Origin of the sequence: Paracoccus sp. IB05 (assembly GCF_016405985.1) — a bacterium.
GTDB lineage: Bacteria > Pseudomonadota > Alphaproteobacteria > Rhodobacterales > Rhodobacteraceae > Pseudogemmobacter.
This window is the reverse complement of sequence record NZ_JAEFCF010000007.1, coordinates 44,630-60,400: the sequence shown is the minus strand read 5'-3', so window position 1 is coordinate 60,400 and position 15,771 is coordinate 44,630. Positions and strand designations below refer to the sequence as shown.

At 60.8% G+C, this 15,771-nt stretch carries 17 protein-coding genes, 3 tRNA genes and 1 pseudogene (1 of these 21 running past the window's edge); 9 read left to right on the top strand and 12 right to left on the bottom strand.

Annotated elements, in window-relative coordinates:
* Positions 1-200: 200 nt before the first annotated feature.
* Entirely contained in the window at positions 201-1,244 is a 1,044-nt protein-coding gene (mnmH, locus tag JC607_RS06700; protein ID WP_198836172.1) for a tRNA 2-selenouridine(34) synthase MnmH, read from the top strand.
* A gap of 26 nt (positions 1,245-1,270) precedes the next feature.
* Here the strand turns inward: mnmH and JC607_RS06695 are convergent, their stop codons facing one another.
* The 5 genes from JC607_RS06695 to JC607_RS06675 are packed head-to-tail and all read right to left on the bottom strand — an operon-like array spanning position 1,271 to position 5,961.
* On the bottom strand, positions 1,271-2,656 hold the full coding sequence (locus JC607_RS06695; RefSeq protein ID WP_198836171.1) for an aspartate ammonia-lyase: 1,386 nt from the start codon (positions 2,654-2,656) through the stop codon (positions 1,271-1,273).
* A 47-nt stretch (positions 2,657-2,703) separates the two neighbouring features.
* Complete coding sequence (locus JC607_RS06690) at positions 2,704-3,465, bottom strand: amino acid ABC transporter ATP-binding protein (protein ID WP_370584765.1); 762 nt, start codon at positions 3,463-3,465, stop codon at positions 2,704-2,706.
* Positions 3,466-3,473: 8 nt separating this feature from the next.
* Entirely contained in the window at positions 3,474-4,355 is an 882-nt protein-coding gene (locus JC607_RS06685) for an amino acid ABC transporter permease (RefSeq protein WP_198836170.1), read from the bottom strand.
* Between the two features lies 1 nt (position 4,356).
* Complete coding sequence (locus JC607_RS06680; protein WP_198836169.1) at positions 4,357-5,100, bottom strand: amino acid ABC transporter permease; 744 nt, start codon at positions 5,098-5,100, stop codon at positions 4,357-4,359.
* A 57-nt stretch (positions 5,101-5,157) separates the two neighbouring features.
* A complete protein-coding gene (locus tag JC607_RS06675) occupies positions 5,158-5,961 on the bottom strand; it encodes a transporter substrate-binding domain-containing protein (protein WP_198836168.1) in 804 nt (267 codons plus the stop codon).
* A gap of 186 nt (positions 5,962-6,147) precedes the next feature.
* Between JC607_RS06675 and JC607_RS06670 the strand changes: the two genes are divergently transcribed.
* On the top strand, positions 6,148-7,110 hold the full coding sequence (locus JC607_RS06670; protein ID WP_370584764.1) for a GlxA family transcriptional regulator: 963 nt from the start codon (positions 6,148-6,150) through the stop codon (positions 7,108-7,110).
* Positions 7,111-7,142: 32 nt separating this feature from the next.
* Here JC607_RS06670 and JC607_RS06665 read toward each other — a convergent pair whose 3' ends face one another.
* On the bottom strand, positions 7,143-7,370 hold the full coding sequence (locus tag JC607_RS06665) for a hypothetical protein (RefSeq protein ID WP_198836167.1): 228 nt from the start codon (positions 7,368-7,370) through the stop codon (positions 7,143-7,145).
* A gap of 69 nt (positions 7,371-7,439) precedes the next feature.
* Here JC607_RS06665 and JC607_RS06660 point away from each other — a divergent pair.
* Positions 7,440-7,523, top strand: a pseudogene (locus JC607_RS06660) (IS5/IS1182 family transposase); the annotation flags it as partial.
* A 153-nt stretch (positions 7,524-7,676) separates the two neighbouring features.
* Here the strand turns inward: JC607_RS06660 and JC607_RS06655 are convergent.
* Complete coding sequence (locus tag JC607_RS06655; RefSeq protein WP_198836166.1) at positions 7,677-8,084, bottom strand: YbaY family lipoprotein; 408 nt, start codon at positions 8,082-8,084, stop codon at positions 7,677-7,679.
* Positions 8,085-8,758: 674 nt separating this feature from the next.
* Positions 8,759-9,199 carry a universal stress protein gene (locus tag JC607_RS06650; RefSeq protein ID WP_233092731.1) on the bottom strand — a complete coding sequence of 147 codons (441 nt, stop codon included), beginning with the start codon at positions 9,197-9,199 and terminating at the stop codon, positions 8,759-8,761.
* A gap of 553 nt (positions 9,200-9,752) precedes the next feature.
* Here JC607_RS06650 and JC607_RS06645 point away from each other — a divergent pair.
* The 3 genes from JC607_RS06645 to JC607_RS06635 are packed head-to-tail and all read left to right on the top strand — an operon-like array spanning position 9,753 to position 12,145.
* Positions 9,753-10,382, top strand: coding sequence for a TetR/AcrR family transcriptional regulator (locus JC607_RS06645; RefSeq protein ID WP_198836164.1), 630 nt, complete (start codon positions 9,753-9,755; stop codon positions 10,380-10,382).
* Between the two features lie 55 nt (positions 10,383-10,437).
* Positions 10,438-10,920: a hypothetical protein gene (locus JC607_RS06640; RefSeq protein ID WP_198836163.1), complete on the top strand. Its 483-nt coding sequence runs from the start codon at positions 10,438-10,440 to the stop codon at positions 10,918-10,920.
* Positions 10,913-12,145 (top strand): HlyD family secretion protein, encoded by a 1,233-nt coding sequence (locus JC607_RS06635; RefSeq protein ID WP_198836162.1) that lies wholly within the window; start codon positions 10,913-10,915, stop codon positions 12,143-12,145. Before JC607_RS06640 ends, JC607_RS06635 begins: the two co-directional genes overlap by 8 nt.
* Positions 12,146-12,321: 176 nt before the next feature.
* Here JC607_RS06635 and JC607_RS06630 read toward each other — a convergent pair whose 3' ends face one another.
* From JC607_RS06630 to JC607_RS06615, 4 genes are all read right to left on the bottom strand, one after another.
* Positions 12,322-12,993, bottom strand: a complete 672-nt coding sequence (locus JC607_RS06630; protein ID WP_198836161.1) for a hypothetical protein — start codon at positions 12,991-12,993, stop codon at positions 12,322-12,324.
* Positions 12,994-13,136: 143 nt separating this feature from the next.
* Positions 13,137-13,478: a helix-turn-helix domain-containing protein gene (locus tag JC607_RS06625; protein ID WP_198836160.1), complete on the bottom strand. Its 342-nt coding sequence runs from the start codon at positions 13,476-13,478 to the stop codon at positions 13,137-13,139.
* A gap of 206 nt (positions 13,479-13,684) precedes the next feature.
* On the bottom strand, positions 13,685-14,047 hold the full coding sequence (locus JC607_RS06620; protein WP_198836159.1) for an Arm DNA-binding domain-containing protein: 363 nt from the start codon (positions 14,045-14,047) through the stop codon (positions 13,685-13,687).
* 161 nt (positions 14,048-14,208) lie between these two features.
* Positions 14,209-14,284 (bottom strand) — tRNA-Val (locus JC607_RS06615).
* Positions 14,285-14,542: 258 nt separating this feature from the next.
* On the opposite strand from JC607_RS06615, the gene JC607_RS06610 reads away from it, so the two are divergent.
* The 3 genes from JC607_RS06610 to JC607_RS06600 all read left to right on the top strand — a co-directional run.
* Positions 14,543-15,481: a pirin family protein gene (locus tag JC607_RS06610; RefSeq protein WP_198836158.1), complete on the top strand. Its 939-nt coding sequence runs from the start codon at positions 14,543-14,545 to the stop codon at positions 15,479-15,481.
* A gap of 128 nt (positions 15,482-15,609) precedes the next feature.
* A tRNA-Asp gene (locus JC607_RS06605) sits at positions 15,610-15,686 on the top strand.
* A 32-nt stretch (positions 15,687-15,718) separates the two neighbouring features.
* Positions 15,719-15,771, top strand: a tRNA-Asp gene (locus tag JC607_RS06600); it runs 124 nt beyond the window's last position.

The following is a 15,771-nucleotide window of genomic DNA, read 5'->3' as shown; positions in this document are numbered from 1 at the left end:
TCTGCCACCTTTGTCCCTTGCCTTTCGGCGCGGAGCAAGAGCGCGGGCTGGTCACGGCGGAATTTCGGTCAGGACAGGCGGTTTGCAGGCCCTGACCCTGGTCCCGCCGATCATCTGCCTGCGGGGGCGACGCATCCCCTTCTTCACGCCTGGCCTGATGGCGTCTTTTCCAGGCGCAGGATATGCAATAACGCTGCCGCATGACCATCATGCTGAACTCACTCCTGGATCTTGAAAAACTGGGCTTCGACAGCGTCATCGACGTTCGCTCGCCGTCCGAATTTGCGGCTGATCACCTGCCCGGAGCCATCAGCCTTCCTGTCCTCGATGATGAGGAACGCGCCCGCGTCGGCACGATTTACAAACAGGTCGCCCCTTTCGAGGCGCGCAAACTCGGCGCAGCGCTGATTTCGCGCAATGTCGCGCGGCATCTCGAAGGGCCGCTTGCCGACAGGCCGGGGGGCTGGCGGCCCTTGCTCTATTGCTGGCGCGGCGGTCAACGGTCCGGTTCGATGGCCATGATCCTGGCTCAGATCGGCTGGCGCGCGGAGATCATTGCCGGCGGCTACAAGGCCTGGCGCGGGCTGGTGGTGCGGGCGCTGGAGGCCGCGCCTCCGTCGCGTATCATCTTGCTTGATGGCAATACCGGATCGGCCAAGACGGAGCTTCTGCAGCTGCTGTCTTTGCGCGGGATCCAGACCATTGATCTTGAAGCCCTGGCGAACCACCGGGGGTCGCTGTTTGGCAGCAGGGGCCTACAGCCGTCGCAACGGATGTTTGAGGGACGCATCGCCCAGGCATTGAGCGATCTCGATCCCAGCCGCCCTGTTGTCATCGAGGCCGAAAGCTCGGCTATCGGTCAATGCCGGCTTCCGTCACAGCTGTGGAAAGCGATGTGTGCGGCGCCAAGGATCGAGCTTGATGTTCCGGCACATGAGCGGGCCAGATACCTTGCCAGCGCCTATAGCGACCTGACGGCTGATCATGACCGGCTCAGCGCGACCATCGATCAGCTGCGCCCGTTCCATCCGGCCGAGCGGGTCGCAGAATGGCATATGCTTGCCGGGCGGGCGGAATATGTGGCGCTGTCAGAAGCACTGATCGCGGCCCATTACGACCCGCGCTATGCGAAACACCGGGCAAGAAGCGGCATGGCCCGCCACAGGGTCTTTGTGCCAGGTCTCGATCCGGCGGGGCTGCTTGCCGCAGCGGACAGTCTGGCCGAAGAAGTGCAGCGCGTGTAGCAGATGCTTGCGCACCCGGTCTCGCATCAACGAACCGGAACGACTGCGGCGCGAAGTCTGTCCATCACCCCCTCCCGGCTCATCAGGCCTTTGGCGATCATGACATCAATGAAGGGGATACCTTCCTTATCCGCCTGTTTCACAAGTGCCGAAACCTGGGTATAGCCCAGTTCATCAACCATCACCGTCGCCAGTGCGGGTGAGTTCAGCAGCAGGTCCAGCGCACGTTCGGGACGCGCCTCGATGCCGCTAATGCATTTATCAGCGAAAAGCCGGCTGCCATTGGTCAGAAGGCGGCAGCTCTCAAAGAGACGTGCGGCGATTACGGGCTCGAAATGGTTGATCTCAAGCTGGCCGGCCATCGAGGCCAGCGCCACGCTCTGATCGTTTCCGGCCAGCGCGAAGGCAAGCTGCTGCACCAGCATCGGCAGGACCGGGTTGATCTTACCGGGCATGATCGAGGAGCCGGGCTGCACGGCAGGAAGGCGGATCTCACCAATGCCGGTTTGCGGGTCAGAGGAGATCAGGATCAGGTCATGCGCGATCTTGGCGATGGTCTCGCCGGCGATGCGGATCTCAGAAGAGACGCGGGCAAAGGTGTCTGAATTCTGCATCGCGTCAAACGGATTGTCAGCGCGGACCAGAGGCAGGCCCAGATTGGCGCTGAGATGCGCATAAAGCGCCGCCGGATAGCCCGGGTCAGAGCCGAGCCCGGTGCCGATGGCGCTGCCGCCAAGCGGCAGGGTCAGAAGATCGGCGGAGGCTGCTGCGATCTTTGCCGCCTGGCGGCGCACGGCGCTGGCATAGCCGCCGAATTCCTGGCCCAGCGTCATTGGCTGCGCGGCCTGCATGCAGGTGCGCCCGATTTTCAGCACATCGGCAAAAGCAGTGGCGCGCTCCGAAAAGGCATCGGCGAGATGGTTCAGCGCCTGAACCAGGGGCAGAGTGGCGTCATAGACCGCCAGTTTCAGCGCTGATGGCACGACGTCATTCGTCGATTGCCCGTGGTTCACATGGTCATTGGGGTGCAGGCTGGCATAATCCCCGGCCTCGCGCCCGAGAATCTGCAAGGCGCGATTGGCGATAACCTCATTCGCGTTCATATTGATCGAGGTGCCGCCCGAGCCTTCCATGATGTCGATGATGAACTGCTCATGATGGTGGCCCGCCAGCACCTCATCACAGGCCGCGATGATCGCCGCCGCGAGATCGGGTTGCAGCGCACCGATCTCGCGATTGGCCTCGGCCGCCGCTTTCTTGATCGCCGCAAGGCCGTTCACAAAGCGCGGGTGATCGCCGATCCGCTCACCGCCAAGCGCGGAATTCTCGGAGCCGCGCAGCGTGTTCACGCCATAAAGCGCCGTATCGGGAAGTTCACGCGGGCCAAGGCCATCGGTTTCAATACGAGCCATGCTCGGTCATCCTGTCTGATCAGTGGATATAGGTCGGGGGCGGACGCTCAGAGCACCTGGGAAAGGAACTGCCGCGTGCGCGGGTCGGTCGGATTGGCGAAGAACCCGGCAGGGGGCCCATGTTCGACGATGACGCCCTTGTCGGTGAAATAGATATGGTCCGCGACCTCACGGGCAAAGCCCATCTCATGGGTCACAAGGATGCAGGTCATGCCCTCGGCCGCGAGATCCTTGATCGTCACCAGCACTTCTTTCACCGTTTCCGGGTCCAGCGCGGCGGTTACCTCGTCAAACAGCATGATGTCGGGGCGCATTGCGAGGCTGCGGGCGATGGCGACACGCTGCTGCTGGCCGCCCGACAATTCGCCCGGATAGCTGTTCTCCTTGCCCTCGAGCCGGACTTTGCGGATCAGCTCGCGGGCGCGTTTCTCGACCTCGGCAGGGTTTTCCTTCAGCACTTTCACAGGCGCCATCATCACATTCTGCAGCGCGGTCTTATGCGGAAAGAGGTTATATTGCTGAAACACCATCCCGACCTTCTTGCGAAGCGCGAGCTTGTCGAGCTTCGGGTCATGCACTTCGAGGCCCTCGACCAGGATCGAGCCGCCCTGAATGTCGTTCAGCGCATTGATGCAGCGGATCAGCGTGGATTTTCCCGAGCCGGAGGGGCCGATGATGCAGATCACCTCGCCCTTCATGATATCGAGGCTGATCCCGTTCAGCACGGGCACCGAGCCATAGGATTTCCGTACGTCTTTCAGGGAGACGATGGGCTGGTCTGCTGTCCATTTCACGTCAGTCATGGCCATCAGCCCCCTCAGAGTTTCACGGAATAGCGGCGTTCCAGCCGCGAGGTCATCAGGCTGATCGGGTAGCAATAGATAAAGAACCAGCACAGAACATAGAGATACATCGGGATCAGCACATCGGGCCGCCCTTCCGCCGAAAGGGCGGAACGGGTATAGCCCATGATGTCATCAACCCCGATGATCGAGACCAGCGGCGTCGCCATGGTCAGTACCGCGTAAAGGTTCATCCAGTTCGGCAGGATGCGCTTTACCGTCTGCGGCAGGATCACCATCCGCATGGTCTGACCGCGGGAGAAGCCAAGCGATTCCGCGCTCTCCCACTGGCCTGACGGTACCGACTGGATCGCGCCGCGCACATATTCCGACATATAGGCCATGACGGGCAGCGACAGCCCGATCACCGCCTTCAGCCAGCCGGGAAACGGCATCGTCACGCCAAAGATCGTCACCTGGAACGGGATCAGCAGGATGGCGTAGAACAAAAGCACCAGCCAGGGCGCGTTGCGGAAGAACTGCGTCACCAGCCAGGCAAACTTGCGGATCACGAAGACCGGCGAAACCTGCAAGATCCCCAAAAGCACGCCAAGCAAGGTGCCGACCGCCATTGAAAGCACGGAGATCAGGATATTATAGCCAAAGCCCTGGGCCAGCAGCGGCGTCCATTTCAGCAGCACCGAGGGGATCGAGGCCTGGCCCGGCGTGCCGTCCTGCGCCCAGGCAGTGCCGATCACGCTGGCGATCAGGGCGGCAAAGACCAGGGTCAGGGTCAGCGGGTTAAAGAGCGCCTCGCGCCAGTTCAGCGCGGGCGGCTGATGGCTGCGGCGTGGCAGCAGCACATCCATATGGCCGGGGACACGGGCGTCAGGTTCGGGGATCGGGCGCAGCCACATGTCAGACTCCATATCCGGGGATGCGCAGCGCCTTTTCCCAGCGACCAAGGATCCAGACAAGGACCGCGACGAGCAGGATATAGGTCAGCAGCAGAACGGTCATCATTTCGCGGACATTCAGCTGTTCCGACCAGATCTGGGCGGCGGCGTATAAGAGCTCTGGCACAGCAATCGCATAGGCGAGCGAGGTAGTCTTCACCAGGTTCACCAGGTTGGTGCCAAGGGACGGCAGTGAGATCCTGAGTGCCAGCGGCAGCACCACATAGAGATAGGTCTGGAACCGGGTAAACCCGAGCGACTCTGACGCCTCGAGGGTGGATTTCGGCACCGCCTCGATGCCGGAGCGGAAGATCTCGGTATTCAGCGCCCCTGCAAAGAGCGAGAGCGAAATCACCGCCCAGCTAAAGGCCGAAACCATGGGCGCAGAACCGCCGGTCTCGGTGGTGACCCTCAGGACAGAGCCAAGCGCGAAGAAGAAGAAGTAAAGCTGCACCAGCGGCGGCGTATTGCGGAAAAAGGTCACAAAGATCCCGATCGGCGCGCGCAGGATCAGATATTTCGACCCTTGCGCGAAAGCGCCGATCACGCCGACGATCAGCGAGAAGATGATCGACAGCACCGAGAGTTTGACCGTTGTCCATAAGCCAGCGAGGAACTGCGCGCGGTCCCAGGCATCATAACCGATAGTGATCTTGATCCCATAGCTCTGGCGGAGCCACTGGAAAAACGTTTCGACAGTTTCCACCGCCAACTCCCCGGGAAAAGAGCCGGCCCCGTTAAAGGGCCGGCGGGATCAGCGCGATTATTTGAATTTTTCGTATTGCTCTTCGAAGAACGGAGCGGGGGCGATGCCATAGCGCTCATTGCCTTCGATCAGGAAGCGGGTCTTGTGCCAGTCGGTGACGATCTCGCTGATCTTCTGACCGTAAGGGCCGCTCAGCTCTTCCAGCGGCACGGCGATGGCCCAGGGCTGCATCTGTTCGGTGACAAAGGGCATCTCGTAATCCGCCCAGACCGCCTCCGAGGCCAGCTGGCTTTCAATCCAGGTGTTGTCATAGGCGAGCCCGACGCAGCTGCCATTGGTCAGCGCGGCACTTGCCTCGGGAACGCCCGCGAAGGCCACGATATTGGCTTTGTATTTCTGGGTGATCTCGCGCAGGTAATAGCTGCCCTGAATGCCGCAAACATCCTTGCCCTCAAGATCCGTCCATTCTTTCAGGCCATTGGCCTTGGGTGCCAGAATATTTGCGCCGCCCGCGTAATAGTTAGGCTCGATCATGCCGACCACCTCACGGCGCTGCGGATTGTCGCCCAGCGTCGCGATGATCAGGTCGATCCGGCCCTGTTGCAGGAACTCCATCCGGTTCGAGGCCACGACCGGCACCAGCTCCAGGTCGACACCAAGGCGGGTCGCGATGTCCTGCGCGAGGTCGATCTCGAGCCCGACGATTTTGCCAGAGGCATCCAGATAGCCCCAGGGACGGTAATCATTCTTGACGCCGACCACGATCTTGCCGGCGCCGGCGATCTTTTCCAGAGTGTCAGCCGAGGCGAGCCCGGTGCTGGCAAGCAAAGCTGCCAGAGCGATTTTCAGCGATTTTTTCATTCGTCTCTCCCTTGGATCAATGTCCGGTCTGGTCGCTCCAGGTCTGTCGCCCGGTGTCTGTCTTTTGTCTTCTGACCCCGTCCGAGACCGGAGGCCTGAAGAATCACCCTATTCTGATCGGGTCAAAGCTGCGAAAATACTCCAGACCAGACATTTTGTTATCGTTTCCGGACAGGCTAACCAAGAGTGACACGAGGCACAACCGAGAGATATGGCTTCATCCTGATCAATGATTTCGCATTGATGTCGATGGCCTCCTCCGTGGATCCTCTGCGCTCGGCCAATCAGATGTCGGGAAAACAGCTTTACGATTATATCTTTCTTTCGGTGGGGGGCGGGCCGGTCCGCGCCTCTTGCGGGGCCTGGTTCGAGACCATTGCCCTTGCCGCAGCACCACCCGATCTCGACTATCTGTTCATCGTCGCAGGCGGCAATCCCTTCGCTCTCGACATCCCGGACTGCACAGGGTTTCTGCGTCAGGCGGCCCGGCGCGGCGTGGCGCTTGGCGGGATTTCCGGTGGCGTCGTGCTGCTGGCCCGGGCCGGGCTGCTGGACAGGAGACGCATCGCTGTCCACTGGGAATATGCCGATTCCCTGCGCGAACTGGCCCCGGATCTTCTGATCGAACAGCGGCTTTTCGTGCTGGATCGCGACCGCGCCACCTGTGCGGGGGGCGTGGCGGGGCTGGATATGATGCATGCGCTGATCCGGTCGCAGCACGGCCATGCCCTGGCGGCCTCGGTCAGCCGCCGCTTCATCTACACCACCATCCGCACGCCGGAAGCCGCGCAGCGCGGCAGCCTGGTGACAGAAGCCAGGGTGCTGCCGGCGGTCTTTGCCGCGACCCGCCTGATGGAGGACCACATTGCCGATCCCTTGCCGCTGGAACAGCTTGCCCGGCTGTCCGGGTTGAGCAGCCGGCAGCTTCAGCGGCAGTTTCGGCGGGATCTGGGCGTTTCGGTGATGGATCATTACAGTGCGATCCGGCTCGACAAGGCGGATGAACTGCTGCGGCAGACCCGGCTGCCCCTCGGCCAGGTCGCCTATTCGACCGGCTATTCCAGTCAGTCAAATTTCAGCCGCGCCTTCCTGCGGCGCTTCGGGACGAACCCTGGCGAAAGGCGCAATGCGGCCACTGCGCTCCGGTGACGGTGACGCGTGACCGCAGTTGGCTGCGCGTTTCATCTCTTGCTGCCACCGGCCGCAATCAGTTCAATGCGGCCGAGTGTATCAACTGGCCTGGCGATCACCCCACCCATAAAGCATATGAGTGGTTCTTCGGGATGCGCTAGGCTGCGGCGGCGCGGGAACATCGCATCGACCTCGCCCGACAGATGGCAAAACCGCTTGCGGATAATGGCCAGGGGGCATGCATTGGCACCAGCTGCGGTTCCGATGTGGGTATCCAAGAAGGACTCCCTGCTCTGGTGTTGCCGGTTGCAGGACGGAAACCCGGTTCCGGTGGCGCTTCATCCGGTCGCAGCAAACGCCGCTGCCGCATCGAAAACATATTCGGCAGGCTCAGGAATTGGGGGCGTGTCGCGACCAGATGCGACAGGTGCCGATCGTTTTCCTCTGGGCAATATCGCCCGGGGCAAACCTGCCCCTGGGAAAGAAACGGGACGCCCCATTCCCTGAGCGCCCCGGTCAGTCCGGGAAAACGACAGGCCGGAGAGGTCTCGCGGCTGTCACTGAACCGACGGGCAGGGCGGGGATCAGTTCCCTGCGCGCTGCAATGTGAGGTCGGTTTTGTCCGGGGCACCCGTGAACACCGGATTATGGGTTGTCGTGATGAACATCAGATCAGAACCCGAGGTGATGCGCGCCTCGAGGGCATAGCTGTGGTTTGCTTCGATCGCGCGCGCCTCATAAGACATCTGCCAGTGCGCGGGCACCGCCGAAATTGGCGCTTTGTAGCTGGATATCGTCACCGCAGGAGCATCCATGCGGGAGACATCGACAAGCTTGACCTCCAGCACCGCGTTGGGTGGGAGGGCAATCCTCTCAAGATAGGTCGCTGTGCCCCTGAGGCTCTCAGAGGCTGCGCCGCCGGCGGTATAGACGCAGGCGGCGAGAGTTGCGGTAAGGATCGCTCCGGTGACGGTGCGCATAAAGCGAGGCATGCAGAGTCTCCCAATGAGTTGCCCGCTGGAAGGGCAGGGCCAATCGTATTGACGGTTCAAAAGCCAAACTCCGATCCGGCTTTTAGACGGGCAAACGCGCACGCTGACGATGAAACAGCGGCGCGTCTGGCTGACACTCGTAACCGGTCACATCGGCGCCTGGTCATGGGGGCTTTGACCATGGCGTCGGGGCATTCAGGAAAACCGCCCCCGTCACTCGCACATCAGGGCAACGCAGCAATCACGGATCGGATCCCGGGCATCATTGCCTATGCCGCGCAGAAAAACAGAACGAGGGAAGTATGAGCCGGATCGACGACAGGGGCGCTGCGTAAGGCGGCCCGCAAGAAGGCCAGGGCGGGGATGCTGCCGCCGGGGGGGCGAGCTGCGACCGGTGAAGCGCCGCGAGGGCAACCGCAGGGCCGTATTCGCGACGCGGTCTGATCAACCCGCCCTGTTTTTCCGGCCAGGACCGGCAAAATCCGAAGTGCCGTTCTCCCCCTTTTCATCGGCCTGCACCGCCCCCGGCTCCCCCGGCCAGCCGACACATTCCTGATGCGGATTGCACCTTCACCCCGCGCCCACCCCGCGCCTGCCGGGCCCTCGGGTCGCGGAGCGGGTCATCGGGGAGGACGGGCTTGCCGAATAGATATGAAGGCAAAATGTTCCGGGGATTACTGGACGATGAGCACTGGCAGCTTTGTGCCCGCGAGAACTTCTGCTGCCTGGCTGCCCAAAAGCAGCTTTGTTAAGCCTCGCCTTCCTCGCGACCCAATGACGATCAGATCGCAGCCGAGCTCTTCGGCTTTCTCGTAAATTGCCACTGCTGCGGCGCTGTCTGGAACATAAACAAACTCAGGGCTTACGCCGCGGGCTTCCGCAAGGGGTCTCAGATCCGCGAAAATGCTGTCGGCGCGCGTTGAAAGGGCAAGTCTTGCCTCATCTTCGCGGTCACGAAAGCTGAACTCCTCGGCATAGAAATAGCTGCTATAGGATTCTGACGCGTGAACAACAGTCAGGCGGGCCTCGAGGGCCTTCGCCATATCCAATGCTACTGTGACCCCTCTCAGTGCCCAGTCAGATCCATCTGTCGCTGTGAGTATGTGCCTGAACATCCCTTCCTCCATGGCGTTGAGCATGGGGCGCGAGATCGCCGGATCTTACCCCAGCTGCTGCAGCATATCAGAAATTGCGCGCGGAGTCATCATCGGCACCCGGATGGCTTGCCAGCTGGTCGCCTGATCAGAGTTCCGTGCGAAAAAGAGATGTCGGAAGGGGGCGCGATCCGCCCGGGGGATGTGCCAACGACATTTAAGCTTCAGCCTGGCCTGAATTATCAATCCCGGCGACAGCAGGCCTTCAACCTTGAGGGCCCGGGCATCGGGGTCGACTTCACAGTCGTCGGAAGTCGATCCTCCGGATCGATTTCTGATCCTCTTCATACCCTGCCGAGCGGATGATCCGATCGCTGAACCAGATCATCGAATGGCGCGGTAAAGGGACCATTCCGCCTCAGGAGCGCGTTACTCAACAACGCCCGCCGGCGTTGACAATAAATCAGGACGCTCGTCCAAAATAATCTTGCGCGCTACGGAAATTTGTTCATATTGCCGCAACCTGGAAAGGGCGATTCCCCTGACGGAGGTCCAAAGATTTCGGAGAAAACGCGTGACCGACCTGCGTATGACGAAAGTGCAGAAGCATGCCCGCAATCGGGAGATGCTGACGGCTGCTGCGCAATCGGTGCTGCTTCAGAAGGGCTTCGCGAAAACCTCCCTGCGTGAAATCGCAGCTGCAGCGGAGGCTCCGCTCGGGACCTTGCATTATTACTTCAATGACAAATCGGAACTGATGGTTTCGGCGTTCAGGGCGCATCAGAAAGAGTTCATTGAAGGCATTCGTCGCATCGCAGCCGGGCCCGGAACCGTTCCCGAGAAATGCCGCAAGGTCGCAGCCAGCTGGTCCGAGAAGCTGACCCTCAACAGTTCAGCCTACCGGATCTGGTACGATCTCGGAAATCAGGCTTTGTTTGAGCCTGACCTGCGCCCGGTGGTTCGGGAGATGGAGGGATTTCAGGTTGCTGCGCTGACCGAGCTCGTCCAGAGCGGCGAGGGATTAGGGCATCAGACAACTCTGAGAATTCGCGATTACTATCTGCCCATGCTGGGCGGGCTCTTTCATCGCTTCCTCCAGCGGAGCATTTTCGGAGATCCAGTCGATCCTGAGCAGCAAGAGCGCGCATTCGTTGAAGTTTTAGACCTGCTGCTCATGGAACTCGACGGCGTTTCCGCACGCTGAGCTCAGGACAGTCATCGCCTGTACCTTCCCCACAACCTTAAGGACTGCAGAGATTATGGAACACTCGCCTGCACAACATCCGGTCGCGATCGAGCATCTGCCAGGCTTCATCACCGCGCCCGGTCAGGCCGATATGCTTCTGAATGGTGTCATCGTCTTTCTGATCCTGATGGTGCTGCTGACCGGAGTGTTTTACCTCAAGCTGCATTCGCTGCCCGAGCGGATGATGCATGGCGCGCATCCGGCGCAGTTCCAGATCGTCGCCGTGCTTGGTCTGATCTCGCTTCTGACCCATAACCAGATCTTCTGGATCGCGGCACTGCTCCTGGCGATGATTGATGTGCCGAGCCTGCTGGCACCGCTGACCTCGATGTCGCGCTCGCTTCACCGGCTCTCGGTTCAGCCCGGGCGGCGCGAACGACGCCGGACCAGGCGCAGCCTCGCCGAGGAGGTGCCTGACCGGGCCGACGAGATAATGGAAGAGATCGAACCCGAAGAGGTGACGGTCACCGCATGCGAGGGGAAGAAGGATGCTTGAATTTCTCCTGTGCTCGATGGTCACGATCCTGCCCGATTACCTCTTTCGCCGTTATGGGCAGGGCAAGCATATCGGGCGCGAAATCACGCTTTACTCAGTCTGGTTCGAGCTGCGTTGGGGGATCACGGCTTGTATCCTGCTGACGATCAGCATGGTTACAATGATCTTTTATTATCACCCCTCGACCACCAATGTGACCAAGGCTTTTCGCACGGTCACCATCCAGCCCGAGAGCATCGGACGTGTGGACGAGGTCTATGTGACCCGCTTCCAGCATGTCGAAGCAGGCCAGCCGATTTTCAAGATGGACGACGCCCGTCAGCTTGCAGCGCTGGACACAGCGCAGAAAACGCTGGCTGAACTTGACGCCGCGGCCAAAGTCGCCGAGACCGAGCTTGAAGGTGTCGCTGGCCGGATTGCGCAGGCGCAGGCCGCGCGGGATTTGGCGCTGGATGATCTCCGGACCTATCAGGAATTGCGCAGCCGCAATGCCTCGACCACGACGCGGACAGAACTGAACCGCCTGCAAGCGGTCGTCGATGCCCGCAACGGCGAGCTTGAGGCCGTACAGGCCAGCAAACGCACGCTGGAAACCAGGATCGGCTCGCTGATCCCCGCCGAACGCGACAGCGCCAAGGCCAAGGTGCATGAGGCGCAGGTCGCGCTCGACCGCACCACGATCCGCGCGGGGGTCTCGGGCACATTGCAGCAGTTCACCCTGCGCCCGGGCGAGGTCATCAACCCGCTGATGCGTCCGGCCGGTATTCTCGTCCCTGATGATGCAGGCGACGAAACGCTGGTCGCGGGCTTCAACCAGATCGAGGCGCAGATCCTTAAGGTCGGGATGATCGCGGAGGTGACCTGCGCCTCGAAACCCTATCAGATCATCCCGATGGTGGTGACCGAGGTCCAGAATGTGATCGCGACCGGACAGGTCCGGGCGACCGATCAGCTGGTCGATGTCCAGGAAATGGCGAAACCCGGTACGATCACCGCGACGCTCGAACCGCTTTACGCAGGCCAGATCGCTGATATTCCGCGCGGCAGCAGTTGTATCGCCAATGCCTATACCAACAGCCATGATCGGTTGAGCGACCCCAGTATCGGCATGGCCGAGGGGCTGTTCCTTCACGCTGTCGACGCAACCGCGCTGGTTCATGCGATGATCCTGCGGATTCAGACAGTGGTGCTGCCGGTCAGGACTCTGGTTCTCAGCGGGCATTAGGAAAGGACGAGGGATGTCGAAGCGCCTCGGGATTAATCTGGCCGGGCTGGCCACCGTGGTCCCGCCGGGAGAGGTATAGAATACTCCCCGTGTGGGGGTGCCGAAGACAGGAGAGGGCAGAGGGGCAGAGGGGGCGGACGGCAGTCATAGGCCGAGGCAGACGGTCACGCTGCTTGCTAATCGCTGTTCTCAGCGAGAAACAGGATCATCGGGGAAACAGGAGAAACCTGACATAGCTGTATAATCTCCGCGTCCTCGGTGAGTGTGGCGATCTTATCTGCGTCAACCGGATAAATGCTCTCTTGCAGGTGGGTCCTGCCGGAACCTCGCAGGGTCAGGCCATATCTTGCAATGGTTGCCTCATAGGAACGGGTCACCGCTGGATCAGTATCCGCGCTCTGGAACCAACCATTGATCGCAAAGTGCAACTTCCGGGCAATGTCGTCGATCAAGGTCTGGATACCGGGAAGTGCAGAAAATCTTGTAGCGACCATCAGGGTTTGCGCGCAAACATAACCCCCGCCCTGATGCTCCATGGCCATCCAGCGCCTGCGCCGCGTAAGGATAGGAACAAACTGAGTGAATGCCTGGACAGGAACAGCCCTGTGGGGTATCCTCCAGTCAGAACAGAACACCTCATCTGTGCCGGTAAATGTCACTGACCCCAGCAGGCTGATCTCCTGAAAAATCTTTCTGGCATCTGAAAGAGTCCTGGAAAAGTCTGCATAATTCTCTGGTGCTGGGGCCGCGAAATCATTCATTGGTGCAAGGGCCGTGTATTCCGGCGCTATCCTTATCGGATCGGTGCCGTGTCTCAGAGGCGCAATTTCGGTTTCCGAGATAATCATACTGACGCCACTCCTGATGCCATCGCGGCCAGAACATTTGCTTTGCGCCGCATATCAGACCGGCAGATATAGCGACGCCTTACTGGTCCCACGGCGTCGCCAATCCCGAATGATCATGCAGTCCCGCACCGCCGCCCTCGTTCTCAGGCGCTGTCCAGCGCCTTCAGCTGGCTGAGCGCGATCTTCATACGCTCGTCGCTCAGGCCGCGCAGCAGTGCCGCTGCCTCGGCTTCCAGCCGCATCCGGTTCGGGCTCTTATTCTCCACCGCATCCGCCTCCGGGAAGAAGTCCCGCAGGGGCACCTCAAGCGCCTGAGCAATGGCCATCAGCGTGTCGAGCGCCGGGAGCGATTTCGCCCGCTCGATGTTCGATATCGCCTCGGCGGTGCGCTCTATGGCCTCGGCCAGCCGGGCCTGCCGCAGGCCGCGCGCCTTGCGATATGTCCGCACCTGCTGCGCGATATAGGTTTTGAGATCGCTGTCCATGATACCGGATTAGGCTTCATAGATTGACAGCATAAATCGATCATGCTTTGAGTTTTTTGAAAAATTGATGCCTGGTTCTGATCTATGAAGATATCCGGCATGAAGGCGATGAAATGGCTGGTGATCGGTGCGGCAGCTGCCCTGTAGGCCTGCGCCCCGGCTGTGCAGAAAGCACCCGCGCCGAAGTCGCAGCGCGGTGATCCGGTTCAGGCCTGTCGCTCGGGTACCCACTTGGACTCGTTCATCTTGAACCAGCGGACGGCAACTGCCCCAAAGGTTTCCGTGGGCGATCCGACAGACGGAGCTTCGGCTTTCTTTGCTGACCCTGGATCAATCCCTTGTTGAAGCTGTAGCTTGGCGTTGTCGCGGGCCATGCGCGCCGCCAACAGGCTGACGGCAGGGTAGCTGCCAAGCGCAAGAGTCCTCTGCTTGCCTTGGAGTGTGTAGTTAAAACGCCAGTGTTTTCCGCCAGAAGGCGTGACCTGCACATAAAGCGATTGTGCGTCCGTCACCCGATAAGCCTTTTCCTTCGGTTTCAGCGCGCGAGTTTTTGAGTCGGTCAGGGTCATGGTATTTCTGTCTCTGTCACCCATGGTATAGCGACAGCACCGATACCATGGATCTTTCGAAAAGCGGGGCCGCCCAATGGCCCAACTTTACAAGAAAATCTCAAAATCCTTAGTAAAATAAGGAATTCTGAGACGGTGTGAGACGACATGAGATTGATGTTTGGTGGGCGGTGAGGGACTCGAACCCCCGACATCTTCGGTGTAAACGAAGCGCTCTACCAACTGAGCTAACCGCCCGCCTCGCCGGGGACCTAACCCGGACGCGGCCTGGACGCAAGGGATTTGCGCAGCAGGCGGGGTGGGTGTTCGAGAGATCACTCAGGGCGCAGGCCTGGCTGTTTATTGTGCGGTTTTGAACAGCCATGCCGCAGGATGCAAAGGGTGAAATGCTGCGAAAAGGTGACTAGTCTTCAGACCGGGGCCGCAGGGACCGGCGCAGGGACAGCGCGGCAATGCAGGCCCTTCACCGACGCGCCAGACCCCAGGAGGCAAGCCATGAGCTGGAACCCCGCCCTCGACCCCTCGATTCCTGTCGGCAACCAGGTTGATTCCATTGAAACCGTCATTGTTCCGCGGGCGCGCGACCTCGGCGGTTTCGAGGTGCGCCGGGCGCTGCCCTCGGTGCAGCGTCAGATGGTGGGGCCCTTCATCTTCTTCGACCAGATGGGACCTGCCGAATTTCTGACCGGAGAAGGGATCGACGTGCGCCCGCATCCCCATATCGGGCTTGGCACGGTGACCTATCTGATGAAGGGGCGTCTCCATCACCGCGACAGCCTCGGCACCGATCAGTGGATCGAGCCGGGCGCGGTGAACTGGATGATGGCGGGTCATGGCATCACCCATTCCGAACGCACTGATGGCGCGGCACGGCGGGCGCCCCTGACGATGTTCGGCCTCCAGACCTGGCTTGCCGTACCGAAGGGCCGCGAGGATGATCCTGCAGGCTTTATCCATGTCGAAAAGGCGCGGCTGCCCGAACTTGAGGGCGAGGGCAAACAGGTGCGCCTGATCCTTGGTCACGCCTGGGGCGAGCGCATGGATCTCGAAATGCCTTCGGAGGTCTTCTATGCCGATGCGGTGCTGGCTCCGGGCGCGTCTATTCCGCTGCCCGATGATCACGAAGACCGCGGCGTCTATGTGCTGTCGGGCGAAGTCGGGCTGGGGGGGCAGGTTTTTGAAGCAGGCCGGATGCTGGTGTTCCGCCCCGGCGACCGGGTTTCGGTGAAAGCCGGCGATCAGGGCGCGCGGATCATGCTGCTGGGCGGCGCGACGATGGATGGGCCGCGCTATATCTGGTGGAACTTTGTTGCCTCGTCGAAAGACCGGATTGATGCCGCGAAAGAGGCCTGGCGGGCAGGGGATTGGGCGCATGGCCGGTTCCGGCTGCCGCCGCAGGATGATCACGAATTCATCCCCGCGCCGGAGAAGTGATTTTTGACGAATAATCGCGGTATTGGCGGACAAGGTGAAATTTCCTCATTCCGCCGCTTGACGGGGGGAGCGCCCCCAGGTATCTAGCCCCCACGCCCGGTTCGCCGGGAAAGCAAGAGACCAAAAGCGCGGTTGTAGCTCAGTCGGTTAGAGTACCGGCCTGTCACGCCGGGGGTCGCGGGTTCGAGCCCCGTCAACCGCGCCACTTGCTTTCCGGAGACGAACAGGGACGATAGCGCGGTTGTAGCTCAGTCGGTTAGAGTACCGGCCTGTCACGCCGGGGGTCGCGG

What these genes read in the sequence shown, in the direction of transcription:
- mnmH (WP_198836172.1), top strand. Translation starts at nt 201, where the DNA reads ATGACCATCATGCTGAACTCACTCCTGGATCTTGAAAAACTGGGCTTC.
- JC607_RS06695 (WP_198836171.1), bottom strand. Translation starts at nt 2,656, where the DNA reads ATGGCTCGTATTGAAACCGATGGCCTTGGCCCGCGTGAACTTCCCGAT.
- JC607_RS06690 (WP_370584765.1), bottom strand. Translation starts at nt 3,465, where the DNA reads ATGGCCATGACTGACGTGAAATGGACAGCAGACCAGCCCATCGTCTCC.
- JC607_RS06685 (WP_198836170.1), bottom strand. Translation starts at nt 4,355, where the DNA reads ATGTGGCTGCGCCCGATCCCCGAACCTGACGCCCGTGTCCCCGGCCAT.
- JC607_RS06675 (WP_198836168.1), bottom strand. Translation starts at nt 5,961, where the DNA reads ATGAAAAAATCGCTGAAAATCGCTCTGGCAGCTTTGCTTGCCAGCACC.
- JC607_RS06655 (WP_198836166.1), bottom strand. Translation starts at nt 8,084, where the DNA reads ATGCCTCGCTTTATGCGCACCGTCACCGGAGCGATCCTTACCGCAACT.
- JC607_RS06650 (WP_233092731.1), bottom strand. Translation starts at nt 9,199, where the DNA reads ATGTTCAGGCACATACTCACAGCGACAGATGGATCTGACTGGGCACTG.
- JC607_RS06640 (WP_198836163.1), top strand. Translation starts at nt 10,438, where the DNA reads ATGGAACACTCGCCTGCACAACATCCGGTCGCGATCGAGCATCTGCCA.
- JC607_RS06635 (WP_198836162.1), top strand. Translation starts at nt 10,913, where the DNA reads ATGCTTGAATTTCTCCTGTGCTCGATGGTCACGATCCTGCCCGATTAC.
- JC607_RS06630 (WP_198836161.1), bottom strand. Translation starts at nt 12,993, where the DNA reads ATGATTATCTCGGAAACCGAAATTGCGCCTCTGAGACACGGCACCGAT.
- JC607_RS06625 (WP_198836160.1), bottom strand. Translation starts at nt 13,478, where the DNA reads ATGGACAGCGATCTCAAAACCTATATCGCGCAGCAGGTGCGGACATAT.
- JC607_RS06620 (WP_198836159.1), bottom strand. Translation starts at nt 14,047, where the DNA reads ATGACCCTGACCGACTCAAAAACTCGCGCGCTGAAACCGAAGGAAAAG.
- JC607_RS06610 (WP_198836158.1), top strand. Translation starts at nt 14,543, where the DNA reads ATGAGCTGGAACCCCGCCCTCGACCCCTCGATTCCTGTCGGCAACCAG.